Source organism: Flavobacterium xizangense (assembly GCF_054075145.1).
In genome coordinates this window covers 911,327-936,961 of sequence record NZ_JBSIPG010000001.1, presented here as the reverse complement: position 1 = coordinate 936,961, position 25,635 = coordinate 911,327, and the positions used below count along the sequence as shown (strand labels likewise).

At 32.7% G+C, this 25,635-nt stretch carries 22 protein-coding genes; 15 read left to right on the top strand and 7 right to left on the bottom strand.

Going from position 1 to position 25,635, the window contains the following annotated elements:
- Positions 1–96: 96 nt before the first annotated feature.
- Complete coding sequence (locus ACWA1B_RS03935) at positions 97–423, top strand: MGMT family protein (protein ID WP_456904551.1); 327 nt, start codon at positions 97–99, stop codon at positions 421–423.
- 146 nt (positions 424–569) lie between these two features.
- Here ACWA1B_RS03935 and ACWA1B_RS03930 read toward each other — a convergent pair whose 3' ends face one another.
- The gene (locus ACWA1B_RS03930) at positions 570–1,895 is read right to left on the bottom strand and encodes a sensor histidine kinase (RefSeq protein WP_456904550.1); all 1,326 of its coding nucleotides are present in this window, start codon (positions 1,893–1,895) and stop codon (positions 570–572) included.
- Positions 1,896–2,124: 229 nt separating this feature from the next.
- Complete coding sequence (locus ACWA1B_RS03925; RefSeq protein ID WP_456904549.1) at positions 2,125–3,468, bottom strand: sigma-54-dependent transcriptional regulator; 1,344 nt, start codon at positions 3,466–3,468, stop codon at positions 2,125–2,127.
- A 158-nt stretch (positions 3,469–3,626) separates the two neighbouring features.
- On the opposite strand from ACWA1B_RS03925, the gene ACWA1B_RS03920 reads away from it, so the two are divergent.
- From ACWA1B_RS03920 to ACWA1B_RS03890, 7 genes are all read left to right on the top strand, one after another.
- Positions 3,627–4,871, top strand: coding sequence for an efflux RND transporter periplasmic adaptor subunit (locus ACWA1B_RS03920; protein ID WP_456904548.1), 1,245 nt, complete (start codon positions 3,627–3,629; stop codon positions 4,869–4,871).
- 123 nt (positions 4,872–4,994) lie between these two features.
- A complete protein-coding gene (locus ACWA1B_RS03915) occupies positions 4,995–5,702 on the top strand; it encodes an ABC transporter ATP-binding protein (RefSeq protein ID WP_026727034.1) in 708 nt (235 codons plus the stop codon).
- 125 nt (positions 5,703–5,827) lie between these two features.
- A complete protein-coding gene (locus tag ACWA1B_RS03910) occupies positions 5,828–8,260 on the top strand; it encodes an ABC transporter permease (protein ID WP_456904547.1) in 2,433 nt (810 codons plus the stop codon).
- Positions 8,261–8,560: 300 nt separating this feature from the next.
- Positions 8,561–9,691: an Mrp/NBP35 family ATP-binding protein gene (locus ACWA1B_RS03905; RefSeq protein WP_456904546.1), complete on the top strand. Its 1,131-nt coding sequence runs from the start codon at positions 8,561–8,563 to the stop codon at positions 9,689–9,691.
- A 78-nt stretch (positions 9,692–9,769) separates the two neighbouring features.
- The gene (locus tag ACWA1B_RS03900; protein WP_035646036.1) at positions 9,770–10,009 is read left to right on the top strand and encodes a NifU family protein; all 240 of its coding nucleotides are present in this window, start codon (positions 9,770–9,772) and stop codon (positions 10,007–10,009) included.
- A gap of 212 nt (positions 10,010–10,221) precedes the next feature.
- Positions 10,222–10,704 carry a hypothetical protein gene (locus ACWA1B_RS03895; protein WP_456904545.1) on the top strand — a complete coding sequence of 161 codons (483 nt, stop codon included), beginning with the start codon at positions 10,222–10,224 and terminating at the stop codon, positions 10,702–10,704.
- A gap of 56 nt (positions 10,705–10,760) precedes the next feature.
- A complete protein-coding gene (locus tag ACWA1B_RS03890; protein ID WP_035646041.1) occupies positions 10,761–11,078 on the top strand; it encodes a 2Fe-2S iron-sulfur cluster-binding family protein in 318 nt (105 codons plus the stop codon).
- A 117-nt stretch (positions 11,079–11,195) separates the two neighbouring features.
- Here ACWA1B_RS03890 and ACWA1B_RS03885 read toward each other — a convergent pair whose 3' ends face one another.
- Positions 11,196–11,879 carry a DUF6058 family natural product biosynthesis protein gene (locus ACWA1B_RS03885; protein ID WP_456904544.1) on the bottom strand — a complete coding sequence of 228 codons (684 nt, stop codon included), beginning with the start codon at positions 11,877–11,879 and terminating at the stop codon, positions 11,196–11,198.
- A gap of 309 nt (positions 11,880–12,188) precedes the next feature.
- On the opposite strand from ACWA1B_RS03885, the gene ACWA1B_RS03880 reads away from it, so the two are divergent.
- From ACWA1B_RS03880 to ACWA1B_RS03870, 3 genes are all read left to right on the top strand, one after another.
- Positions 12,189–12,731 carry a hypothetical protein gene (locus ACWA1B_RS03880; RefSeq protein WP_456904543.1) on the top strand — a complete coding sequence of 181 codons (543 nt, stop codon included), beginning with the start codon at positions 12,189–12,191 and terminating at the stop codon, positions 12,729–12,731.
- A gap of 79 nt (positions 12,732–12,810) precedes the next feature.
- The gene (locus ACWA1B_RS03875) at positions 12,811–13,350 is read left to right on the top strand and encodes a hypothetical protein (protein WP_456904542.1); all 540 of its coding nucleotides are present in this window, start codon (positions 12,811–12,813) and stop codon (positions 13,348–13,350) included.
- Positions 13,351–13,456: 106 nt separating this feature from the next.
- A complete protein-coding gene (locus ACWA1B_RS03870) occupies positions 13,457–14,470 on the top strand; it encodes a DUF6493 family protein (protein WP_456904541.1) in 1,014 nt (337 codons plus the stop codon).
- A gap of 56 nt (positions 14,471–14,526) precedes the next feature.
- Here the strand turns inward: ACWA1B_RS03870 and ACWA1B_RS03865 are convergent, their stop codons facing one another.
- From ACWA1B_RS03865 to ACWA1B_RS03855, 3 genes are all read right to left on the bottom strand, one after another.
- Entirely contained in the window at positions 14,527–15,516 is a 990-nt protein-coding gene (locus ACWA1B_RS03865; protein WP_456904540.1) for an aspartate-semialdehyde dehydrogenase, read from the bottom strand.
- A gap of 175 nt (positions 15,517–15,691) precedes the next feature.
- Positions 15,692–16,066, bottom strand: coding sequence for a large conductance mechanosensitive channel protein MscL (mscL, locus tag ACWA1B_RS03860; protein ID WP_035646047.1), 375 nt, complete (start codon positions 16,064–16,066; stop codon positions 15,692–15,694).
- Positions 16,067–16,133: 67 nt separating this feature from the next.
- A complete protein-coding gene (locus ACWA1B_RS03855) occupies positions 16,134–18,605 on the bottom strand; it encodes a bifunctional UDP-N-acetylmuramoyl-tripeptide:D-alanyl-D-alanine ligase/alanine racemase (protein WP_456904539.1) in 2,472 nt (823 codons plus the stop codon).
- A gap of 244 nt (positions 18,606–18,849) precedes the next feature.
- On the opposite strand from ACWA1B_RS03855, the gene ACWA1B_RS03850 reads away from it, so the two are divergent.
- The gene (locus ACWA1B_RS03850; RefSeq protein WP_456904538.1) at positions 18,850–19,455 is read left to right on the top strand and encodes a hypothetical protein; all 606 of its coding nucleotides are present in this window, start codon (positions 18,850–18,852) and stop codon (positions 19,453–19,455) included.
- On the opposite strand, the gene ACWA1B_RS03845 is transcribed toward ACWA1B_RS03850, so the two are convergent.
- The gene (locus ACWA1B_RS03845) at positions 19,450–20,184 is read right to left on the bottom strand and encodes a porin family protein (RefSeq protein ID WP_456904537.1); all 735 of its coding nucleotides are present in this window, start codon (positions 20,182–20,184) and stop codon (positions 19,450–19,452) included. The genes ACWA1B_RS03850 and ACWA1B_RS03845 overlap by 6 nt on opposite strands.
- Positions 20,185–20,410: 226 nt before the next feature.
- On the opposite strand from ACWA1B_RS03845, the gene ACWA1B_RS03840 reads away from it, so the two are divergent.
- The 3 genes from ACWA1B_RS03840 (at position 20,411) to ACWA1B_RS03830 (ending at position 25,364) form a co-directional block, all read left to right on the top strand.
- A complete protein-coding gene (locus ACWA1B_RS03840) occupies positions 20,411–20,731 on the top strand; it encodes a hypothetical protein (protein WP_456904536.1) in 321 nt (106 codons plus the stop codon).
- 158 nt (positions 20,732–20,889) lie between these two features.
- A complete protein-coding gene (locus ACWA1B_RS03835; protein ID WP_456904535.1) occupies positions 20,890–23,097 on the top strand; it encodes a TonB-dependent receptor in 2,208 nt (735 codons plus the stop codon).
- A 158-nt stretch (positions 23,098–23,255) separates the two neighbouring features.
- The gene (locus ACWA1B_RS03830) at positions 23,256–25,364 is read left to right on the top strand and encodes a prolyl oligopeptidase family serine peptidase (RefSeq protein WP_456904534.1); all 2,109 of its coding nucleotides are present in this window, start codon (positions 23,256–23,258) and stop codon (positions 25,362–25,364) included.
- The last annotated feature ends 271 nt before the right edge of the window (positions 25,365–25,635 follow it).

Sequence of the window (25,635 nt, the reverse complement as noted above, 5' to 3'; positions counted from 1 at the left end):
ACGCAGATTCGGCAGATTGTAGTCGATTTAAATGGATTTTTTATTTAATTTATCTGCTTAAATCTGTAAAATCTGCGTGAAACAAAAAAATAAATCATGGCTGAAGAAAATTTTTTCGAAAGAGTTTATGCCGTTGCAAGACAAATTCCGTACGGAAAAGTAACTTCTTATGGCGCAATTGCAAAAGCTTTAGGAACCGCTCGTTCTGCCCGAATGGTCGGCTGGGCAATGAATGCATGTCATAATATGGATGATGTTCCCGCGCACAGAGTCGTAAACCGAAAAGGCCTTTTGACAGGAAAACATCATTTTGACGGAACGAATTTAATGCAGCAACTTTTAGAAAACGAAGGCATTGAAGTTGTTGACAACCAAATTATAGATTTCGAAAGACACTTTTGGCAACCTGACGTGGAATTTTAATTTTTCTTTCTATAATAAAGCAACCACAATCTTGTCATTCCGAGGAACGAGGAATCTCCGCAATGAGAATCCAATCTTTGTCGAGCTACTTGCGGAGATTCCTCGTTCCTCGGAATGACAAAAACGCGTGCATTGATCGACGCAAATTAAATCAAACAAATCACAAAACTTGTTCTATCTTCATCAGTTTGATAGCTTAAATAGCCGCCATGCGCTTCGATAATATTTTTAGAAAGCGTTAAGCCAATTCCGGCACCGTCTTTTCTGGTGGTGAAAAACGGAAGAAAAACTTTATCCTGGATTTCTGGAGCAATTCCTTTTCCGTTATCTGAAATTGAAATGAAAAAACGATTGTTTTCCGTATAACTCGAAACATACATTTTCTTTTCAGATTTTTCTTTTAATGCATGAATACTATTGGTAATCAAATTAATAATCACTTGTTCCATTTGATTTTTATCAATCATTATCGAGCGCGAACTATGACTTTCATTAATTAATTCAATATTTTCAGCTTTTAAAATCGGACTCATGATACGGAGGCAATCTTCGAAAAGCGCATTTATTGAAGTCATTTGCTTTGTTGGTGTTGGCAACATGGCCAATTTGCGGTAATTTTCAACAAAAACCTGTAAATGATCGCTTCGATTTATTATAGTCGAAATACTGCTTTTGATGTCTTCAAAATCATCTTCTTCCAATTTTTCCTGATCGACAATGTGGAGTAAATTCTGCGAAAGCGCACGAATTGGCGTCAAAGAATTCATCAATTCATGCGAAATAATCTTCATTAGATTGATCCAGGCTTCTTTTTCCTTTTTCTCAATAACGCGCTGAATACTGTCCAATAAAATGATGAAATATTCTCGATTATAACTTTGCGTTCGCGAAGTCTGAAGCATAAAAGTCTGCAAATCCTGTTCTTCAATTTTTATTGAAATAGCCGATTTTAATTCGCTGAAATCTGTTTTTTCAATTTCGAAACAAAGCGACGGAAGATAATTTTTAAGGTATTTCCAATGACTCACTTTTGGCACTTTAAACAAATCTGAAAAACAATCGTTCATCAAAAAAATATTCCAATCATCATTTTCTTTTTCCAAAATCAAAGCGGCGCTTTCAATATTGTTCAAAAGTGAACGATAAATCAATTCTTTCGAAATCTGTTCTTGTTGTTGCACTTTTAAAGTTTCATACAAAAGATAGAGACTTTCAAAATTGTCTTTTCTATTTTCTTCGGGAAAATTGGTTGTGAAGTCATTTTGCAAAATCGAAAGCAACGTTCGATCATAAAACTGCAATTGATTTTTGACATAAAAATACATTTCGGCCAGCATTATAAAAACAAAAACACCAACCAAAATCGCATTATAATAAAACATTTTATAAATCAGAAAAACGCAGAAAAAAAAGAGTATCATTACAAATAAAACTCTTGCGAACAAAGCGTTATAAAATTTCCAGTTTTTCATATTTAATTTTTTATTGCCACTCCCGATAGCTATCGGGATAAAATGATTTAAGATGATTTTTTGATATAATTCTCTCGCAGATTCTGCAGATTTGGCGGATTAAGTTAAACTTCCTTTTTTTATTTGCTAGATCTGCAAAATCTGCGAGAAACTAAAAATTAAGACAAAGCAAAAATCCTTGTAATCTGTGGCAAAAAAATCTTGCTTCTTGGCTCTTGCTTCTTTCTCTTTAATTCTTCAAATCGTATTTTTCAATTCTTCTATACAAAGCGGCTCTAGACAAACCAAGTTCTTCGGCAGTTTTTGAGATATTTCCGTGATGTTTAAAAAGTGCTTTTTCGATTGCGGTTTTCTCCAGTTCAGACAACGGATTTTCGTCGTTTTCCTGAATTTCTTCAAAATCCAAAATATCAAGATCGTGAACCGAAATTGTATTGTTGTCGGCCAAAATTAGTGCGCGTTCAATCTTATTTTGCATTTCACGAACATTTCCTTTCCAAGGATATTTTTCTAAATAAGGCGCAACATTATCTGCAAAACTCCAATTATCCTGATTGTACTTTTCAGCAATCTGGTCGAGAACAAAATTTGCCATCGGAACAATATCTTCTTTTCGCTCACGCAAAGGCGGCAAATTGATTTCCATTGTATTGATTCGGTACAGCAAATCTTCTCTGAAAATTTTATTTTTTACCTCGGCTTTAATATCATTATTGGTTGCCGAAATTATTCGGACATTCAAAGGTCTTGCTTTGCTTTCGCCCAAACGCGTCACGGTTTTTGTCTGCAAAACGTGCAATAACTTAGATTGTAAATGAAGCGGAATATTCCCAATTTCGTCCAGAAAAATAGTTCCGTTTTGAGCATTTTCAAAACGTCCTGCTGTATCTGTTTTTGCATCAGTGAAAGCGCCTTTTGCATATCCAAAAAGTTCACTTTCGAATAAATTATCACTCAGAGAACCCAAGTCAACATGCACAAAAGGTTCATTTTTTCGATCTGAATTCTGATGAATAAATTCTGCAAAAACATATTTTCCGGTTCCGTTTTCGCCTAAAATCAGGACATTTGCATCAGTTCTTGCTACTTTTTCGGCAATTGAATACGCTTGTTTTATTTTTTGAGAAGTTCCTGTGAAATATCTTTTTTCGACTTTTTCAATGATCGTTTTTTTATTGTTTTTTCGACTTTCGGCGACAGCCTTATCAATTGTTTCGAGTAATTTTTCGTTGTTCCAGGGTTTTAAAACATAATCAAAAGCACCCATTTTGATTCCTTCAACGGCAGTATCAATTTTCCCAAAAGCAGTCATTAAAATCACGATTGTATTTGGCGAAAGCGTTTTTATTTCTTTCAGCCAATGAATTCCTTCGCGCCCATCTTCAAATCCAATTCGGTAATTCATGTCCAACAAAACCACATTTATTTCATTTTCGCTTAAAGTCGTAATGATTTTTTTGGGACTATTTTCGGTAAAAATCGTTTCAAAATGTTTTTTGAGAATCATTTTTGCCGAAAAAAGAATTTCTTCCTGATCGTCAACAACTAATATTTGGGCTTGTTTTTTTCTCATGCTTTCTTTTTTTGTTCGATTTTGAACGGTCAACTGTTCATTATCGAACACTCATTTTTTGGACTGTTTTCAGAACCTTCTTTAAAATCAATGCTTTACAAATAATAAATTTTGTGGCACAGTATTTACCTATTGGTAATCAGTAAATTATTTAAAAAATGGATAAGGTAATTCCTCGTAAAAATAGAAAATTTAGATATCTCACAATAGCAATTGGAGTTTTTTTAGTTTTGGCCGCAATCGTGTTTTTCTCGTTTAACACAAAAAGAAGTTTAAATGTAAAAGCCGAAGAGCTTTCGATCCAAAAAGTTGAAAAAGCTTTTTTTGAAGATTTTGTGGTTTTTCAGGCCAAAGTTGAGCCGCTCAACGTAATGCTTGTAAACGTTACAGAAGGAGGATCTGTAAAAGAGATTTTTGTTGAAAACGGCGCAATGGTTACAAAAGGACAATCGCTGGCACGTTTGTACAATCCAAACACCGAATTGAATTACTTGACTCAGGAAACTGCAATTATTGAACAAATCAATAATTTGAACAGCGGAAAACTGAATATCAGAAATCAGGAATTGAATTTAAATAAAGATTTGGTTTTGATCGAACACGATTATAACGACGCCAAAAGATTATATGACATGAATTCAAAATTGTATGACAAAGACGTGATTTCGAAAAACGACTGGAATACTTTTAAAGAAAGTCTTCGTTTTCAAGAAGAACGAAAAAGAACGATTCAGCAGAGTATTCAAAAAGAAAAACAATCGAATCAAGTTCAGATTTCACAAATTAACCGCTCGATTCAGACTATGGAAAAAAGTTTGGATATTTTGAGAAACAACAAGAAAAACTTCTTAATCACCGCTCCAGAATCTGGCCGATTAACATCGTTTGAAGCTGTCTTAGGACAAAATTTTCAGGCAGGTCAAAGCATCGGGAAAATTGATTCAAAACGCGGTTACAAATTGGCTGCCGATGTTGATGAATTTTATTTGGAAAAAGTTCGCGAAGGCTTGAAAGGTCAAGTAGAATTTAAAGGAAAAAACCTTGAAGTTATTGTTACTAAAGTAATTCCGGAAGTAAAAGGCGGACATTTTACAGTAGAATTGGCTTTTACATCTAAAGAAAATATCACTTTGCAAGACGGACTTAGTTTTGGCGTAAAACTGATTTTATCAGAAAGAAATAAAATATTAGTGCTACCGAAAGGAAGCTTTAATCAGGAAACTGCAGGAAAATGGATTTTTGTAGTAAAAGGAAATAAAGCCGAAAGAAGAAACATAAAATTAGGCAGAGAAAATCCTTCCTACTATGAAGTTCTAGAAGGATTAAAAGAAGGCGAATCTGTAATCACTTCATCATATACAGATTATAAAGATATTGAGGAGCTTTCTATCCAGTCGCAGTAATCAGTTTTCAGTCTCAGTTTACAGTAGTTTAATTCACAATTAACCATTTACAATTAATAATTATAAAAGTTTCAATCATCAATCAAAAATCGCAATTAACAACATTTAACACCTTTACAAAAAATGATAACAATTCAAAATTTAACCAAAGTTTTTAGAACAGAAGAAGTAGAAACATCAGCATTGAGCGGTATTTCTTTAGAAATTAAAAAAGGTGATTTTTTAACTATCATGGGGCCTTCAGGTTGTGGAAAATCGACTTTATTAAACATCATCGGGCTTTTAGACAGCGCTACTGATGGAAGTTATAAATTATTAGATCAAGAAATGATTGGTCTTAAAGAAAAAGGAAGAGCACAGGTTCGCAAAGAAAATATCGGGTTCATTTTTCAGAATTTCAACTTGATCGACGAACTTTCTGTTTACGACAATATCGAATTGCCTTTGCTCTACAACAACGTAAAAGCATCGGAAAGAAAACAAAAAATTGAAGCTATTGCTGAGAAATTGAATATTTCACATCGTTTGAAACATTTTCCGCAACAGCTTTCTGGAGGTCAGCAACAAAGAGTTGCCGTTGCAAGAGCTTTGGTCAACGATCCAAAAATCATTCTTGCCGATGAGCCAACAGGAAACTTAGACAGTAAAAACGGTAATGAAGTAATGGAACTTTTAACCGATTTGCACGCAAAAGGCGCAACAATTTTGATGGTAACCCACTCTGATTATGATGCTTCGTTCTCGCAAAGAACTATTCATATGAAAGATGGTGTGATATTCTCTGAAAAATTAAACCAGAGAAATGTAGATGTTTTTATGGACGCTAAATAAAGAAAGATGGTAAAATTTATCGTAGCAGCAATTGTAATTCTGGTAGAATTCGTCTGCAAAATATGGGCTTTGATTTAAAAAATTAATCGGGTTACAAAACCTAAATAACTACAAAAAACACTACCATGATTTCTAACTGGTTTAAAATATTTATTTATCATTTAAAGCAAAACAAAATGTTTTCGTTTTTGAATGTTTTAGGATTAAGCATTGGGGTTGCCAGCGTAATCTTTGCGATTTTGTATTGGAACAATGAACATGCTTATGATCAATGGAATCCAAACAAAGAAAACGCTTATATGGTCTTGAACAAAATTGGCGCAACGGGCGATACTTGGGGCTCAAACTCGATTCCGTTTGGTGAAACCTGCAAAGCAACAATTTCTGAGATTGAAAAAATCTGCTTCTTTAATACTTGGTATGACGAGGATATCATCAAATATCAAGGTCAAAAATTGATGGCGAAAAAAATTACCGTGAGCGACGAAAATTTCTTTGATTTTTTCCCTTTCGAAATCCTAAAAGGCGCTAAAACCAATATTTTAAAAGAAAAAAACAGCGTTGCACTCTCTGAAGAACAAGCAAAATTGATTTTTAAAGACGAAGATCCTATTGGAAAAGCGATCACATACAATACCGGAACATATACTGTAAAAGCGGTTTATCGAATTATTTCACCTTCATCTATAGAGCCAAATTATGTTTTTAGCGGTGTAAAACGTGAAAATGATATTAACAGTTGGGGAAATTTCAATTACGGTTTATTAGTAAAGATCAAAAAAGGTGCTGATCCGGTTGCTGTTTTGAAGAAAATGCAAAACGTTAATTATGTAAACCGAACTTTAAAAGATGCCAAAGAAAATGGCCAAACTCCAGAACAATATGTAAAAGAAAATGGCGAAATCACAGTTATTTTAGACCAAATACAAATGTCTCGTTTGCATGGAACAAAAAGTTCAGCAGGACAAAACTTTCCTGAAGGTGTAGGGAATTTAAAACTGCTTTACATTATGGCCGGTTTATCTATTTTGATCTTGGTTTTATCATTGGTAAACTACATCAATTTAGCGACTGCATCGGCAATCAAACGTGCTAAAGAAGTTGGCGTACGCAAAATTGTGGGCGCTACCAAAAACCAAATCATTACTCAATTTATATTTGAAACTGCAATAATTGTTGTACTTGCCATAGTGTTTGCGCTTGCCATCGTAGAGCTTTCGTTGCCGTATTATAATACATTTTTGAAGAAGACTTTAACCATGAATGGGAGCGAATTTTACCTGCAACTTATTATGATTTTTGGATTAGTAATCATTCTTGCAGGTATTTTCCCAGCCATTTATATTTCAAATTTTGAGACTTTAAAAGTACTTAAAGGGAATTTTTCTAGAAGTAAAAGCGGTATCTGGATTCGAAATTCAATGCTTATTTTTCAATTCGGAATCGCAGCGTTTTTTATCATTGGTGCTTTAATTGTCAATTCGCAGGTAAATTATATGATGAACAAAGATCTTGGTTTTAGCGGCGATCAAGTAATTTCGATTCCGTACAACAAACCAGACAGACAAAAAAGAACGCAGCAATATGGCGTTGACAAACCAGAAATCAAAAAAATACCAGGAGTTTTAGACGTTACTACATTTGCAGGAAGTTTTGGCGGAAGCACAAATTCAAGTTCTGGATTTACGCATAACGGAATTTTTGTTCAGCCACGAAATGCAGAAATAGATTTTGGGTTTCTGGAAATGATGAAAATCAAAATTGTTGAAGGACGTGATTTATCTCCAAAATTTGCTTCCGATACTGTAAGCAGTATGCTGATTAACGAAACACTGGCTAAAACGTTAAATTTAAAAAAACCAATCAACACAATAATAACCTCTGGTTGGTCTAAAGACGATACGGGCAATTTGAAGTTTAAAATTGTAGGTGTTGTCAAAGATTTTCATATTACTGGCCTACAAAACAAAGTACCGCCAATGGTTTTTATAAACATCAAAACCTTGGGATGGAACAACTTCAATAATATTTTTGTAAAAGTATCGCCAAATAATTTAACAGAAACGTTAGAAAAATTGAAATCATACTGGGCTAAAAATGTAAATCCTGATTATCCTTTTGAATATGAATTTGTTAACAAAGGATTTGCAAGAACATATCAGGAACAGATTAAACAAAAAAACCTGTTTTTCATTCTAAATTTAGTCGTTATCATAATTGCTGTGTTCGGATTGTTCGCTTTGGCATCATTTTCGATGGAGAGAAGACTGAAAGAAATTGCAATCAGAAAAACATTGGGCGCAGAAACAGATATTTTGTTGAAAGAATTATCTAAACAATATGTTTTATTCTGTTTACTTGGATTTGGAATCGGAATCGGTCCTGCTTATATTTTATTACAAAAATGGCTTGAAGATTACGCATTCAGAATCAATATTTCGACTTTGCCATTTTCAATCGCATTAGTTTCATTACTGTTTTTAACTTTGCTGATTGTTTTAACAAAAGCATATCAAGTAACTAAAATCGATGTTTTGAAATATCTAAAATACGAATAACTTGTAGACCATTTTTTTTTAAGAACCCACCAAATCAAATCTTGGTGGGTTTCTTTTTTCTATTTTCAAATCAAATTCTTAGCCTCTTCAATCTAAAAATTGTCTCTTATTATTTTCTTCTTTTCCCAATCTCTTTCAAAAAAACACAACTCCATCATTTTGAATAATTTCAATATCAATAAATACGATTCAAAAAAAGTAAGAATCCGAACTTAATCTGTTATCTTTGCAGTCTGAAACAAGTTTAAATAAACAAAGTACTTAAATAAGTTTCATCATTAGAAAACACCTACATTAAAAATGAAATTAGATAGAAAAGAAATTCTTAAAGCTTTAGAAACCATCACTATAGCTGGAGAAGGAAAAAATATGGTTGAAAGCGGTGCTGTTGCCAACGTGATTACATTTGGCGATGAAGTTGTAGTCGATTTAGTACTTCATACACCTGCAATGCACATCAAAAAAAGAGCAGAAGACGATGTTAAAAAAACAATTCACGAATTGATCTCTGCCGATGCAAAAATCAAAGTAAACATTAAAGTTGAAGTTCCTGAAAAAGTCGAAATCAAAGGTCGTGCTATTCCGGGAATCAAAAATATTATTGCCGTTGCTTCTGGAAAAGGAGGAGTAGGAAAATCAACTGTTACTGCAAATCTTGCTGTAACACTTGCAAAAATGGGATTCAAGGTTGGAATTTTAGATGCTGATATCTACGGACCTTCGATGCCAATTATGTTTGACGTTGAAAACGAAAAACCAATTTCGGTTACAGTTGACGGAAAATCAAAAATGAAACCAGTTGAAAGTTATGAAATCAAAATACTTTCTATTGGATTTTTTACTGCACCAAGCCAGGCTGTAATTTGGAGAGGACCAATGGCAGCAAAAGCTTTAAACCAAATGCTTTTTGATGCTGATTGGGGAGAACTTGATTTCATGCTGCTGGATTTGCCTCCAGGAACAGGAGATATTCACCTTTCAATTATGCAGTCACTTCCAATCACAGGTGCTGTTGTGGTAAGTACACCACAAGCTGTTGCACTTGCTGATGCTAAAAAAGGAGTTGCAATGTTCATGCAGGACAATATCAATGTTCCGGTTTTAGGAATTGTTGAAAACATGGCCTATTTTACTCCAGAAGAATTACCAAATAATAAATATTATATCTTTGGACAAGAAGGAGCAAAAAATCTTGCTGCTGACTTAGATGTACCATTTTTAGGTGAGGTTCCACTTGTACAGTCTATTCGTGAAGCAGGGGATTACGGTCGTCCGGCAGCTTTGCAGACAGCTTCAGTAATCGAAACTGTTTTTGAAGAAATCACTCGAAATGTTGTACAAGAAACAGTAAACAGAAACGAAAGCTTACCAGCGACAGAAGCCATTAAAATTACAACTATGGCAGGATGTTCAGCAGTGAAAAAGAATTAGATAATTGAGATAATGAGATAATTAGATAATTTTTTTAATTTTCTAATTAACACATTTTCTAATTGACACATTAATATTATGACAACAGAAGAGTTAACAAATAATGTTTTATTGGCTTTAGACGAAATAAGGCCATTTTTAAAATCTGACGGTGGAGATATTACATTGGTATCTATTGACGAAGATAAGCATGTAAAAGTTCGTCTTGAAGGTGCGTGCATAAGCTGCAGCGTAAATCAAATGACTTTGAAAGCAGGAGTTGAAACTACAATTAAAAAATATGCTCCACAAATTGAAACTGTGGTGAATATTATGTAGCAAAATCCAAATCTATACAATTTTAGATTTTAAATCATTAACAAGAATAATAGCTCTTTTGAATGTTTTTGTTGAATTTTCAAACAAAAACATTCAAAATTAAATACAATTTTGCGAATTTAACAAAAAACGATATTAAGTTTTAAGAGTTTTAGTTCAGGTATTTTACTTATTTAACTTAAATTTGTAAAATAACCCTAAATCATAAATTTATGAAACACTATTACACTTTATTTTTATTGTTGTTTTTTGTATCGGTAAATTATGCTCAGCAGGCGCAGACCTTGATTGTTGACAAGGCGTGGGTAAATGAGGCAGAAGAATGGTCGGATTTTAAATTTTCAGGACAAATCGTTTTTAACACTAGTGCTACTAGCGAAGAAGGTAGTTTAAGAATTGGAAATTACGATTTTCTATATGATTTTGCTGAAGGGAAAGCGAAATTTGCTAATAAATCAACTTACAGCACAGCTGAATTTGCACATCCAAGAAAAGTCTCTGTAACAACTGACAAACAAGGGGTTGTAAATTCTACATACGAAGGAACATTGATCTTTCAAAGTGACAGAGATTATTATTCTGTCATTGCAGTAGTAACACTGCTTGAAAAAGGTGGTACTATGCTGGGGGTAAAAATGCATCTTAAAGATAATGCACAAAAAGAATACGCATTTAGCATAAAACCAACAAGTTAAATAAATCAGGATTTTTTCACGTTATAAAATCCTACATTAAAATTCCCATAATAAAAATGGATGTATTAATAAAGATTAAAGATCGAGAAGGAGTTATTCATGAATTACAGGCTCCTACTGATATGGCAATGAATATAATGGAGTTATGCAAAGCATACGAACTTCCTGTTGAAGGAACATGTGGTGGAATGGCCATGTGCGCTTCTTGCCAGTGTTATGTTCTAAATGATATTGCATTACCTGAAATGGGAGACGAAGAAGAAGCCATGCTTTCAGAAGCATTTTACGTTAAATCTAATAGTCGTTTAGGCTGTCAGATACCAATTACTACAGATTTAGAAGGACTGGAATTAGAACTGGCTCCTGAATATTAAAAATAAAAGAAAAGCGAGAATTTAAAAGTTCTCGCTTTTTTTACATCTAATATATATCGTGATAGTTAAACCAGACAGGTTTTTAAAACCTGTCTGGTTTGAAATATGGAATAATTATTAATCATATTTTTTAATCAATTGTCCTAAAGAGAATTCCTTTAGCAACTTATCCAAATATTTGCCTCTGCTGCTCAATTCTCTTTGATAAGGCGCAAATAAACTCGTCGATTTATTGAATTCTGTATTAAGTTCTTGTAATTCTATTTTTTCATCGTTTGTCAAAGAAGTTGATTTCTTTTCTATAAAATTCAAAATCCTTTTTATTGCGATTTCTTTATTTATAATGTCATTTTCATTATTGTTTAAAGTACAGATTCCGTAGACGCCTTTGCAGAAATAATTCCATTCTTCTTCTAATGCATTTTCAATCTTTTTATCATCTAGATTCTCATTTGCATCAAAAACATTTCCGTATGCAAAGACTTTGTAGGCATGATTTTTTAAGTTTGATAACAAGTTTTCTTTGAACTCCAATTTAAATTTTTCAGGATTCGAATTATCCGCATTCATTTTTATAAATTCTAAAACACTTGGATGAAAATACTTCTTTTCAAATATAATTTTATGACTATCGTTTAACGGAGAACTAATTGTAATTTCTGATTTTATAACGTAAGACGGTTGTGGAACAAGTTGACTTTCAATTAAATTATTCAATTTTTCTGAAGAGATATTTAATGTTTTTATTATTTCTTCGAATTCTATGTAATTCTCTTCAATGTACTTTAGATTTTTATTCATTTTGTATTTTTTTCTTATGAAGTTAAGATATTATTTCTAGTTCTAATCCTGCTTTAAAATAAAATTGATTCCTCACACCGTACATTTCTTTAATTTCTAGAATGCAAAAAAAATTCTACTAAAAAACTCAAATACCCTCAACGAGACTTAAAACTATCATATTAAGTCAATTCTACAAATGTCCAATAGTAACATTCTAATATCTTTTAGTGGCTATTTAGACTATTCATTCAAAATACTTTTGCAAAAATTTTAGAGGACTATAATCATAAAATCTATTCCTTCATTAATCAGTAAAAAATAAACAAAATGAACAGATTTCTAAATTACATCAGCATTGCATTTATTGCCTTGACATTATTTTCGTGCGCAGACAAAAACACATGGAACTCTTCTACAGAAGAAGAATATAAAAAAAATGCTAAAGAAGGCATGCTAAAAAGCGGAAACGGAACAATATCAAAAGATCAAGTAGATTATGTTATTGATTGCGCTGTTGAGAAATTTAAAAGTAAAAATATCAAACCTTATGATGTTGAAAAACCAGAAAATAAATCAGTACTGTTTGAAACATTAGAAGAATGTACTATAGAATGGGTTTCAAAAAATCAAAATCAAAACGCAGATAATAATTGGAACTCAAAAAGCGAAGAAACATACAAAACGATTTTAAAAAACACCTTTACCAAAAGCGGTGTAAGCGATAAAGACGCGACTTTTCTTGTCGATTGTGCCATTACTAAAATGAAAGCACAAAATGTTAGTCCTGCAGATTTACAAAATCCAAAAAATGGAGATTTGGTTCAGAAAATTGGGAAGTCATGCGGAGAAGAATTAATGAAAAAGAAATAATTTCTATTATTTATAAAATATAAAGACCGTAATTATATTATTTAATTACGGTTTTTTGCTAAGCTTAAAATAAATTAAAATGAGAAAAATTATAAATTATCTCTGCATAGCCATAATCGTTTTGACATTCTTTTCGTGTGGTAAAAAAAATGAATGGACACCAGAAATTGAAGCAAACTTTAAAGAACAAGTTAAAGAAGTTGTGCTGAAAAACTGGAAATATTCAACAGAAAAGGACGCTGATTACGTAACGGACTGCATTGTAGAAAAATATAAAGCAAGAGGTCTTAATCCTGAAAATTCTAAAAATGTCTTAGAAACTATTGAAATTGGCAAAGAATGTTTGCGGCAATGGCATAGAGATAATGATATTAAATCTTATGAATTAGATACTTGGAATTTTAAATCCGAAGTATTTATCAAATTAAACTTAACAAAAATCTACCTCAAGATAGGTTTGAAAACAAAAGATATTGATGCTCTATCTGATTGTATCATTACTAAAATGAAAACACAAAATTTAAAGCCTAGCGATATAAATAACGCTACAGAAGCGAAAAATATACTTAAAATTGAAAAAAGTTGCGCTCAAGAACTTGATTTGATTGAAAACAAATAATTTTAATCAAAATAAAAAAACCGTAATTACATCACTGCAATTATGATTTTTATATTTGTTATTTTTCGTAAAATAAGCAGTTAAAAAAATAAAAAAATTAACCAAAATGGATATTCATAAAGAACTTTTAGTTCTTATAAAGAATGAAAAAATAAATGATCTTGATCTATTATTAAAAAAATTAGATAAAGAACAGCGTGCAGTTGTAACACAAAAAATTAAAAGTTATCAGTATAAGTTCAAAATTGAAAATTCCGGCAATTTAAGCGTTGTGCAAAATATGATGCTAATGATGTGCAAGTTTATTTGTTATGATAAAGAAACAGCAGATAAATTAAAAAATTATTATGATATAGAATTATTTCAATTTTTTCACATTGATCTTTTAGAAAAATACTGCCCTGAATGGTTTTCCGATTTTATAAACCGAACAGCTGTCAAAAATCCCGTCAATTATAGTCTTTGCGTAACCTATGAGCAGATAATAGAATGGACAAAAAGAGGTTTTTTAGTTCCTTCATCCGACCTAATCGCAAGAGCAGTTTCTCAACTTATTTACGAAGTAGATGCACAAACACCCTATTCTGGCTATGGAAAAATTTCTCATTATTTTACGCCTGAAAATTTATTGAAAAATACTATTACTTTAGAAGAACATATTTGGTGCTTATTTAAAAGTCCTAGCGATATTAATAATAGAAGTCCTTTTATCTGGGTAAAAAACGCTGACAATAATAAAGCAAATTGGCTAGAAGTTTTTAAGCAATTTACTTTGGAAGGTAAGCTTAATAGAGGAAGAGTTTTAAAAGAATCATTATTGGCTACAAACCGTAATTTAAATAAAACATTGACGGATTGGTTTGTAAGATTATTTAATGAAATGCAACCTACCAATCTAGAACTTTTAAACTTGCAAAACGAATTATTTGTTACGCTTAATTCTCAAAATAGTAGCGCAATAAATAATGGATTAAATAAATTGATTGAAATTATTGATCATAAATCTTTCGATACCGACAAGTTAAAATGCCTTTTACCTGTTTTATTATCCTCAACAATAAAGTCAGTAGCAAATAAAGCAAAAACAATAGAAAATAAATTACAATCAAAAAAACCGTAATTACATTACTGCAATTACGGTTTTCTCTTTATAACAATTTTATTTAATCTCTCAATTTATACCAAACCTGCTTTAATTAAATATTCAGCGATTTGGATCGTGTTTGTTGCAGCTCCTTTTCTTAAGTTGTCGGCAACAATCCACATGTTTAATGTGTTGGGCTGGCTTTCGTCACGACGAATTCTTCCAACAAAAACATCATTTTTACCTTCAGCATATAATGGCATTGGGTAAGTAAAAGTATCTAAATTATCTTGCACCACTACTCCATCAGTATGGTGTAGAATTTCACGAACTTCGTTTACATCAAAATCATTTGTAAACTCAACGTTTACAGCCTCACTGTGTCCGCCAACAACTGGCACACGAACTGCAGTTGCTGTAACTCTGATAGTATTGTCACCAAGAATTTTTTGAGTTTCACGAACTAATTTCATTTCTTCTTTAGTGTATCCGTTATCTTCGAAACTATCGCAATGTGGAATCGCATTTCTGTGAATTGGATATTTGTAAGCCATATCACCTTGAATTCCAGCGTATTCATTTTCTAATTGTTTTACCGCTTTTACGCCAGTTCCTGTGATTGATTGGTAAGTAGAAACAATAATTCTTTTAACGTTGTATTTTTTATGCAAAGGTGCCAATGCCAATACCATTTGAATAGTAGAGCAGTTTGGGTTTGCAATAATTTTATCTTCTTTAGTTAAAACTGAAGCATTGATTTCAGGAACTACTAATTTCTTAGTCGGATCCATTCTCCATGCTGATGAGTTGTCGATAACAGTTGTTCCGGCAGCAGCAAATTTTGGCGCCCATTCTAATGAAGTATCTCCTCCAGCAGAAAAAACTGCAATATCAGCTTTCATATCTACAGCAGTCTGTAAACCAACAACTTTATATTTTGTTCCTTTATAGTCAATTTCTTTTCCAACTGATCTTTCTGATGCAACAGGAATTAATTCTGTAACAGGAAAATTTCTTTCTGCTAAAACTTTAAGCATTACTTCGCCAACCATTCCGGTAGCACCTACAACTGCAATTCTCATTTTTATATTTTTAAATAATTCTATAATCAAATTTGTACTGCAAAAATAAGTATAATAAAAGTCTCGGCAAGGCGATTCACAAAAAATAACAAAATGTTATAAAATAAACATTTTGTAAAAAAACCGTCTCTTTAAAAGACGGTTAAGTTAGACTTAGTGTAGCGGTATTATATTTTTACTTATTTTTCAATAAATCTCTAATTTGAGTAAGTAATTCCTCTTGTGTTGGTCCGGCTGGCGGAGCTGGAGCTTCTTCTTTTTTAAGTTTGTTTACTCCTTTAATCACTAAGAATAAAACAAAAGCAACAATAACAAAGTTAATTACTGCCGACAGAAAGAGACCGTATTTTACACCACCAAAAGCGGTAAGATCTTGAATTTTTTCTAAATGCGCAGCTTCTAAAGCCGGTTTTAATACTAGTGGCGTAATTACATCTTCAATAAATGAACTTACAATTTTACCAAATGCCGCTCCAATAATTACTGCAACAGCAAGATCAACCACGTTGCCTTTTATTGCAAATGCCTTAAATTCAGAAAAAAATCCCATAATTGTTCCTTTTAATAAATTAATACTGATACCGAAAATAAGCAATTTTCTTCAAATTTTATTCAATCTATCTGAAAAATACTCGTTTTACGCGTTGCGAAATACTGGTCATAATCTCATACGGAATAGTTTTTAAAGCTTCCGCCATTTCAATAACCGTTGGGCTTTCGCCAAAAATAATCACTGAATCACCTTCTTTACAATCGATATGACTCACATCAACCATGAGCATATCCATACAAACACTTCCTACGATTTTGGCTTTTTGATTTTTGATCGTTACAAAACCTATTTCATTTCCCCATAATCTTGAAATTCCGTCGGCATAACCTATTGGAATTGTGGCGATTTTAGTTGTTGCATCGGCCATAAAACGGCGTCCGTAACCTACGCTGTCGCCACTTGGAATTGTTCGGATTTGAGAAATAATCGATTTTAATGTTCCAACATTTTCCAAATATTTTTGTTCCGATGAATCGTTGGAAACTCCGTACAAACCAATTCCTAAACGCACCATATTATATTGTGCATTCGGAAAATTACTGATTCCCGAAGTATTCAGAATATGACGAATCGGATTTATATTTAATTCCGACATTAATTTGGAAGATAATTTCTCAAATAAACCAATTTGCTTTTCAACAAAACCAAAATGTTTTGGATCATCACTTGTTGCCAAATGCGACAAAATACTTTGAACCCGAACGGTTGAATTGTTTTTCAAAGTCTGAATCAATTCGTCGATTGTATTTTCTTCAAAACCTAAACGATGCATTCCAGTATCCATTTTAATATGAATCGGAAAATCTTTTAAATTCTTTTCTTTGGCTATTTTCAAAAAGGCATTTAATCCTTTTAAACTGTAAATCTCAGGTTCTAATTTATATTGAATAATTGACGGAAAGCTTGTAGATTCAGGATTCAGAACCATAATTGGCAATTTGATTCCGCCATTTTTCAGCGAAATTCCTTCATCGGCGAAAGCCACGCCTAAATAATCTACTTTATGATGTTCCAGTAATTTTGCAATTTCCAAACCTCCATTTCCATAACCAAAAGCTTTTACCATCACCATGATTTTTACATCATCGGCGAGTTTAGATTTGTAATAATTCAAGTTATGACTGATGGAATCCAAGTTGATTTCCAAAACCGTTTCATGCGTTTTTTCTTCGAGAAGTGAAACAATTTCTTCAAACTGAAAAGATCTTGCCCCTTTAATCAAAATAGTCTCATTATTGAAATTCAAACTTTCAAATGCTTCAATAAATGATGCTGTATCCTGAAAGGCAACACAATTTGAAAATTTGTCCTTAAAAGAAGAAATTGTTGGCCCGATGCCTATTACGCGATTGATTTTATTAGCTGAAACCAATTGTGAAACTTTCGAATATAATTCTTCATTTGAAAATCCGCTTTGAAAAATATCCGAAAGAATTACTGTTTTTGTTGCATTCTTTTTTTGCTGACTTTCCAAGAAATCCAAAGCAATTTTAAGCGACTGGAAATCGGAGCTGTAACTATCGTCAATTATACTGCAATTGTTGATTCCGTTTTTGACTTCAAGACGCATTTGAACCGGATACAACATTTGCACGCGATTTTGAATGGTTTTGGAATCATATTTAAAATAAAGCAAAACCAATAAACATGAAATCGCATTTTCTATTGAAGCCGAATCATTAAACGGAATTTCTAAATCGGAAACTCTATTTTCATATTGATATTGAATAATTGTTGCTTCATTTTTAATTTCTTTTTTCAGAATAAAAACGTCGGCAGAATTATCATTAAAACTCCATGAAAAAAATACTCTGTCGGGAATTGGATTTTCAGCAGAAAAATCGGCAAGACATTTATCAACAAGTTCATTTTTTTGATAAATAATGACATTGGTATTTTTGAAAAGTAAAAGCTTCTCCTTTATTTTTTGTTCCAAATTCTCAAAACCTTCATCGTGCGCGGAACCAATGCTTGTTAAAACACCAATATTAGGTTTTATGATTTTTTCAAGCTTTTCCATTTCATTCACCGTTGAAATACCGGCTTCAAAAATGCCAAGATTGTGTTTTTCATTTATCGCAATAACAGACAAAGGCACACCAACCTGAGAGTTGTAGCTTTTAGGGCTTCGGATGATATTATAATCGGGACTTAATAGGAAATTAAGCCATTCTTTTACGATTGTTTTCCCGTTGCTTCCGGTTAAACCAATGACAGGAAAATCAAATAAATTTCTGTAGTAACTCGCAAACTGCTGCAAAGCGTTTAAAGTGTTTTTTACCAGCAAAAAATTAGCTTTGCCTTTTACATTTTCAGGAATGTATTGAACAGCAAAATTTTGAACTCCTTTTTCAATAAGTTCTTCGATATATAAATGAGCATCATTGTTTACACCAGACAAAGCAATGAACAAAGTTTTAAATCCGTTTTGCAGTGAACGGCTGTCAATTGAAATATGATCGATAAAAACATCTGTATTTGATCCAATCCATTCAGCATCAAAAACCGGAATAAGACTTTTTAAATTTATGCTCATTTTGAAATTCTTTTTGTCAAATTTAAAAAAAGGTTTGCCACGAATTACACGAATTTCCACGAATTATATTTTAATTTTTAGCCACAGATTAGAGGATTAAAAAGATTCAAATCTGTAAAATTATTTTAATTTGTGGCTTTTATTTTAAAAATCAAACAAGTAGAAATATTCGTGGAAATTAGTGGAATTAGCGGCTAAAACTTTATTTCATTATATTTGTTCAACATCATAAAATTAGAATGTTTTGAAAAAAATACTGCCTTTATTCTCTTATATATTGCATCCGATTTTTATCTCGATGTATGCCACCTTATTTTATCTTTTTTGTAAAGAAGATGCGTTTACCAATCAGGAAAAATATTTCGTTTTATTTCAAATTCTGATTATTACGATTTTGGTTCCGGTTCTATTTTACTTACTATTAAAATCAACAGGACATGTAACTTCTGTTATGGTTCATGAAACTTCGCAGCGAAAAATCCCATTAATATTGCAGTGTTTTTTGTATATTTTATTAGTAAAACGAAGCATAATAATTACTCGTTATCCCGAATTACATTTCTTCTTTCTTGGCGCATTGTTTAGCACAATTTTAGCCTTAGTTTGCTCTTTATTTAATATAAAAGCAAGTCTTCATGTAGCGGCAATTAGCGGCGTTGCGATTTTTGTAATTGGTCTTAATATGCATTTACAGATGCAAAATCCGTATTGGTCGGCGCTTTTAATTTTACTTACTGGCGTTGTTGCTTCTTCCCGACTGGAAATGCAGGCACATACTCCTAAAGAAATTTTGATTGGATTATTGATTGGAGTTGCACCACAGGTTCTATTTTTATTTTTATGGCTATAAAATGTAAAAAATTATCCCAACATTCATTGCCTTCATATTTACCTTTTCGCCAGAAACCGTAGAAACCGAATTAAACAAAGGATTTAAGCCGTAATACGCGTAAATATTCCATGTATTATAACCTGTTGCGAGATAAATTCCGTATTGAAATGTATTGACATCGGGATTATTCGATATTTTATAAGTGGTTTCTCCATCGTCTAAAATCGATTTACTCGAGAAAATATAGCTCATTTTTACACCTCCGTAAATTCGCCAGAATTTAGTGCTTTCATATGTTGAATTTCGCCATCTGAATTCTATTGGAAGATCAACAGAATATTGTCTATATCGATTTGAAACAAATTCACCGTAATCATTTACACCATAAATTGGAGCGCCATTTGTGTCTTCAGAAACCGTAAAATTTTGATAAAAATTCTGATAACTTAATCCTAATCCGGTTGCAATTGCAATTGTTCTGTTTTTATTTATTGGCATATCACGCAAAAATCCCGCAGAAAGTCCGGCAGAAAATTTATCTTGTTTTAATCGTTCTGGCGTATTTACTAAAAGATTGTATGCTATTGAAAAATAAAACTGATCTTCACGATATAACGAATCGATTTTAATCACGGGTTTGATTTCCGGCTTTACTTCAGTTTGTGAAAAAACATTCAAAAACGAAACAAAAAACAAACAAGTAAAGAATAATCGCATATCGAATTTTGGTTTTAAGGAGGTTTTCAAGTTCAAACGTTTTTTACTGTAAATTTATTTCACATACAAATATAATATAATGCCAGCTGAAGATATGATTTGAAAACAATTATTCTCTTTTTCAGGCAGAACAAAAGCATTTGTTGCACTTTTTTCAACAAATCTGCAACAGAAACCAAAAAAGCGCTCATTTTTTCAATCCGCTTTTATACCTTTGTCCTGTATGAAAAGAAAACAGCTCATAATAAGTGTTTCCATGACGCTGACAATATTGTTCTCAATATTGTTTCAGTCCATACACAGTTTTGAGCATATTGTAAAACAACTTTCAGAGAAGCAATGTCACCACGATTATAATGATCCAAGTGGCGAAATAACGCATCAGCATCATAATTACGACTTATGTTATGTTTGTAATTTTGCTTTTGGAAGTTATACTATTGCCGAAACTTTTTCTTTTCAATTTCGCATCTTTCATAAAGAAATTCCTTATTTCTTTTCGTTTTCAGAAAATATCAGCTCGTTTTCAGAAACGGCATATTTGCTTCGGGGACCTCCTGCTGTTATAGTTTCTTAAGTTTCGATTATTCAAAAAATCACATTCCTTTTAATTTAAAATTCAAATTACATTGAGTTTCCTAATCCTATTTAAATAATCAGGATTAGAATGCTTTACTGTTTGCTTTGTTTTTTCTATTGGAAAGAAAAATAAATTAACTATAGCATCATTACCAAATGAAAAAAATACTCTTAGCCCTAATCTTGGGTTTTTCGAGCGTGCTTTCTGCTCAAAATTCGGTTTCAGGAATTGTTACCGACAATCAAAATCAGCCAATGCCTGGCGTTTCAGTATATGCGCCCGAATTACATAAAGGAACAACAACAGACGCAAACGGAAAATACGAAATGAACAATCTTCCTAATGGGAGTTTGCGCCTTGCTTTCAATTTTGTTGGTTATGCCAATCAAAATCAAACTATTGCAAAACTTGCAAAAGAAAACACTTTAAACATTACACTTTTACAATCAATTATGGAAATGGATGAAGTAGTCGTTTCTACTCCATTTAACAAATTGCAATCGCAAAACGTAATGAAAATTGAGCACGAAAGCATTAAAACATTACAGCAAAAAGGAACCTCAACTTTAATTGAAGGTTTGGCTATAATTCCAGGAGTTTCTCAGATTTCGACTGGAACTTCTATCGGAAAACCGGTAATTCGCGGACTTAGTGGAAATCGTGTTTTGGTTTATTCTCAAGGCGTTCGCATCGAAAACCAACAGTTTGGAGACGAACATGGTTTGGGCTTAAATGACGCCGGAATCGAAAGTGTGGAAGTTATAAAAGGACCAGCTTCTTTATTATATGGTTCAGATGCTTTAGGCGGCGTTTTATATTTCAATCCAGAAAAATTTGCTGATGCTGGCGATTTTAAAGCTAATTTCAGTCAGAAATATTTCACTAATACACAAGGAAGCAATTCTTCTATCGGATTAAAAACGTCAACAGATAACTGGAAATTTTTAGCACGCGGAAGCTACAACACACATTCCGATTATAAAATTTCAGGAGGCGATCGCGTAACGAATTCACGTTATAATGAAACCGATTTTAAAACCGGAATTGGTTATAGCAATTCAACTTTTTCAAGTGTTTTAAGATACAATTACAACAAACTTGATATCGGAATTCCAGAAGAAGGAATTGCTGAACAATCATCAAGCAAAGACACTGAATTTCCGAGGCAAGGTATTTTTAATCATTTATTGAGTTTGAACAATGTTGTCTTTTTTGAAAACTCAAAACTGGATGTTGATTTAGGTTACATCGCCAATGACAGAAGCGAATTTGAAGACAGCAACGAAGCTTCTCTTCATATGAAATTGAATACTTTCAATTACAACGCAAAATATCATTTTCCGAAATTTGGAAAAATTGAAACTATTTTAGGCGTTCAGGGAATGCATCAGACGAATACAAATTCGGGTGAAGAATATTTGATTCCGGATGCTACAACTAACGATTTTGGTGTTTTTGGAACTGCAAATTATGAATGGAATAACAGCGTTTTACAAGCAGGATTACGTTTTGACAACAGAAATATTACTTCAATTGCACACGGAACAGAAGGTGAAGAAGGTTATTTTCAGGCATTGGACCGATCATTTGATAGTTTTAATGCTTCATTAGGATATAAAACAAAATTAGCTGAGCCATTGACGCTTCGTTTGAATGTCGCTTCAGGATTTAGAGCGCCAAATTTAGCCGAATTGACTTCAAATGGTGTTCATGAAGGAACAAACCGATATGAGATTGGAAATGCAGATTTAAAAACAGAACAAAACGTTCAAACTGATTTAAATCTGGAATACAAAAATTCGCATTTTGAGTTTTTCATCAACGGATTTTACAATCATGTAAACAATTATATTTATACTTCGCCAACTGGAGAAATTTTAGATAATAATGATGTCTTTGCTTATGTTCAGGACAATGCCAAATTATTTGGTGGCGAAGCAGGTTTGCATATTCACCCACATCCATTAGACTGGCTTCATTTTGAAACGAGTTTTGAAACCGTAACCGGGAAAAAAGATAATGATGATTATTTGCCTTTGATTCCTGCAAACAACTGGAATAATACGCTTAGAACAGAATTCAATATCAAAAATTGGTTAACTGAAGGTTTTGCTTCTTTGAATGTTTCTTCAACTTTTAATCAGGACAATGTGAGTGGTTTTGAAACGGCTTCAAAAGGTTATACTTTGGTGAATTTAGGTTTTGGAGGAACAGTTAAACTTGGGAAAACAGCTTTTGATGTAAACCTAAACGGAAACAATTTATTCGACAAAAAATACATTGCGCACCTTTCAAGATTAAAAACAGACGGTATTCCAAATATTGGAAGAAACATCGTTTTGGGAGTTAATTTCAATTTATAATTTTTATTTTAACCGCAAAGACGCAAAGATAAACGCAAAGTTCGCAAAGCATATGAAAAACTTTGCGTGCCTTGCGTAAAACTCCTTGCGTGCTTTGCGGTTAATTTTTTACTACTCTCACAAAAAATGCTATTTTTGTTAACACCACAAACTTAAATATGAAAAAAACATTTTTACTAATGGCAATTACAACTGCGGGAATATCATTTGGGCAAAATAAAATTCAATATCCTGAAACCAAAAAAGGCGAAACTATTGATGTTTATTTTGACACAAAAGTAAGCGATCCTTACCGCTGGCTTGAAGACGATAAATCGGCTGAAACTGGAGCTTGGGTAAAAGCTCAGAATGAAGTTACTTATGGTTATTTAGATAAAATTCCGTTTAGAAATGAGTTAAAAACTCGCATGGAAAAGCTTTGGAATTATGAAAAAATAGAAGCTCCTTATAAAGAAGGAAAATTCACATATTATTCAAAAAACAACGGACTCCAAAACCAATCTGTTGTTTACAGAAAAGATCAAAATGGCAAAGAAGAAGTTTTCTTAGATCCGAATACTTTTTCTAAAGATGGAACAACTTCACTTGGCGGACTAGATTTTTCTGAAGATGGCTCAAAAGCTGCTTATGCAATTTCTGAAGGCGGAAGCGACTGGAGAAAAGTAATTATCATTGACGCAGTTTCTAAAAAAGTTTTGGAAGATACTTTAGTTGATGTGAAATTCAGCGGTATTTCATGGCGCGGAAATGAAGGTTTCTACTACTCTAGTTATGAAAAACCAAAAGGAAGCGAACTTTCAGCAAAAACAGATCAGCACAAATTGTATTTCCACAAATTAGGAACTTCTCAAAAAGAAGACAAAGTGATTTTTGGTGCCGATCAAAAAAGAAGATATGTGGGCGGTTATGTTACCGAAGACAATCATTATTTAGTAATCTCGGCTGCGAATTCTACTTACGGAAATGAATTGTACATCAAAGATTTGACTAAACCAAATAGTCCGATTGTGACTATTGTTGACAATTTCAACAGTGACAACAGTATTATTGAAAACGAAGGAAGCAAATTGTTCATCGAAACCGATTTGAACGCTCCAAACAAACGTGTTGTAACTGTTGATGCTAGTAATCCGAAACCAGAAAATTGGAAAGATTTTATCAAAGAAACCGAAAATGTACTGACTACTTCAACTGGTGCAGGATATATTTTTGCTAATTATACTAAAGATGCTGTTTCATTTGTACAGCAATATGATTATAACGGAAAATTAGTTCGTGAAATCAAACTCCCTGCAATTGGAACTGCGGGAGGATTTGGCGGGAAAAAGAACGAAAAAATCTTGTATTACAGTTTTACCAATTATACAACGCCAGCGACTATTTACTCATTTGAACCAAAATCTGGAAAATCTGAAATTTATCAAAAACCAAAAGTTGATTTCAAAAGTGAAGATTATGAGTCAAAACAAGTTTTCTACACTTCAAAAGACGGCACAAAAGTTCCGATGATTATTACGTATAAAAAAGGAACAAAATTAGACGGTAAAAATCCAACCATTCTTTACGGTTACGGCGGATTCAACATTAGCCTGACGCCAAATTTCAGTATTGCAAATGCCGTTTGGATGGAAAACGGAGGTGTTTACGCAGTTGCCAATTTAAGAGGTGGCGGTGAATATGGAAAAAAATGGCACGATGCAGGAACAAAACAACAAAAACAAAATGTATTTGACGATTTCATTGCTGCAGCAGAATATCTAATTGCTCAAAAATATACCTCATCTGATTATTTAGCAATCCGTGGAGGTTCTAACGGAGGTTTATTAGTTGGTGCAACTATGACACAACGTCCTGATTTGATGAAAGTGGCTTTACCAGCAGTTGGAGTTATGGATATGCTTCGTTACAATGCCTTTACTGCAGGTGCAGGATGGGCTTTTGATTACGGAACTTCTCAGGACAGCAAAGAAATGTTCGAATATTTAAAAGGATATTCTCCAGTTCATAATGTAAAACAGGGAACTCATTATCCTGCAACAATGGTAACAACTGGAGATCATGATGATCGTGTTGTTCCGGCGCACAGTTTTAAATTTGCTTCTGAATTACAGGAAAAACAAACAGGAGACAATCCGGTTTTGATTAGAATTGATGTTAAAGCTGGTCACGGCGCAGGAAAATCTGTTGCTGCTACAATTCAGGAAAATGTAGACATTCAGGCTTTCACACTTTACAATATGGGTTTTAAAGCTTTACCTTCGAAATAAGACTTTTAAACTAAAAATTTATAGCCACGAATTCACGAATTATTTTCTGAATATCGTGGCTTTTTCTTTATTTTAAATCACACAAATTTTCTTTTTCTTTTCTCCCGCAGATTTTGCAGATTGAGCAGATTAAAATAAAAAATCTATGTTAATATGCTTAAATCTTTTATCCCGATAGCTATCGGCAGCGTGAAATGAATTCGTGCACTCGATACCTAATTTTTAAACATGCAGATTAAAATAAATTCGTGAATTCGTGGCTAACTTTTTT

Coding starts and splice junctions, on each gene's coding strand:
- ACWA1B_RS03935 (WP_456904551.1), top strand. CDS start 97: ATGGCTGAAGAAAATTTTTTCGAAAGAGTTTATGCCGTTGCAAGACAA.
- ACWA1B_RS03930 (WP_456904550.1), bottom strand. CDS start 1,895: ATGAAAAACTGGAAATTTTATAACGCTTTGTTCGCAAGAGTTTTATTT.
- ACWA1B_RS03925 (WP_456904549.1), bottom strand. CDS start 3,468: ATGAGAAAAAAACAAGCCCAAATATTAGTTGTTGACGATCAGGAAGAA.
- ACWA1B_RS03920 (WP_456904548.1), top strand. CDS start 3,627: ATGGATAAGGTAATTCCTCGTAAAAATAGAAAATTTAGATATCTCACA.
- ACWA1B_RS03915 (WP_026727034.1), top strand. CDS start 4,995: ATGATAACAATTCAAAATTTAACCAAAGTTTTTAGAACAGAAGAAGTA.
- ACWA1B_RS03910 (WP_456904547.1), top strand. CDS start 5,828: ATGATTTCTAACTGGTTTAAAATATTTATTTATCATTTAAAGCAAAAC.
- ACWA1B_RS03905 (WP_456904546.1), top strand. CDS start 8,561: ATGAAATTAGATAGAAAAGAAATTCTTAAAGCTTTAGAAACCATCACT.
- ACWA1B_RS03900 (WP_035646036.1), top strand. CDS start 9,770: ATGACAACAGAAGAGTTAACAAATAATGTTTTATTGGCTTTAGACGAA.
- ACWA1B_RS03895 (WP_456904545.1), top strand. CDS start 10,222: ATGAAACACTATTACACTTTATTTTTATTGTTGTTTTTTGTATCGGTA.
- ACWA1B_RS03890 (WP_035646041.1), top strand. CDS start 10,761: ATGGATGTATTAATAAAGATTAAAGATCGAGAAGGAGTTATTCATGAA.
- ACWA1B_RS03885 (WP_456904544.1), bottom strand. CDS start 11,879: ATGAATAAAAATCTAAAGTACATTGAAGAGAATTACATAGAATTCGAA.
- ACWA1B_RS03880 (WP_456904543.1), top strand. CDS start 12,189: ATGAACAGATTTCTAAATTACATCAGCATTGCATTTATTGCCTTGACA.
- ACWA1B_RS03875 (WP_456904542.1), top strand. CDS start 12,811: ATGAGAAAAATTATAAATTATCTCTGCATAGCCATAATCGTTTTGACA.
- ACWA1B_RS03870 (WP_456904541.1), top strand. CDS start 13,457: ATGGATATTCATAAAGAACTTTTAGTTCTTATAAAGAATGAAAAAATA.
- ACWA1B_RS03865 (WP_456904540.1), bottom strand. CDS start 15,516: ATGAGAATTGCAGTTGTAGGTGCTACCGGAATGGTTGGCGAAGTAATG.
- mscL (WP_035646047.1), bottom strand. CDS start 16,066: ATGGGATTTTTTTCTGAATTTAAGGCATTTGCAATAAAAGGCAACGTG.
- ACWA1B_RS03855 (WP_456904539.1), bottom strand. CDS start 18,605: ATGAGCATAAATTTAAAAAGTCTTATTCCGGTTTTTGATGCTGAATGG.
- ACWA1B_RS03840 (WP_456904536.1), top strand. CDS start 20,411: ATGACGCTGACAATATTGTTCTCAATATTGTTTCAGTCCATACACAGT.
- ACWA1B_RS03835 (WP_456904535.1), top strand. CDS start 20,890: ATGAAAAAAATACTCTTAGCCCTAATCTTGGGTTTTTCGAGCGTGCTT.
- ACWA1B_RS03830 (WP_456904534.1), top strand. CDS start 23,256: ATGAAAAAAACATTTTTACTAATGGCAATTACAACTGCGGGAATATCA.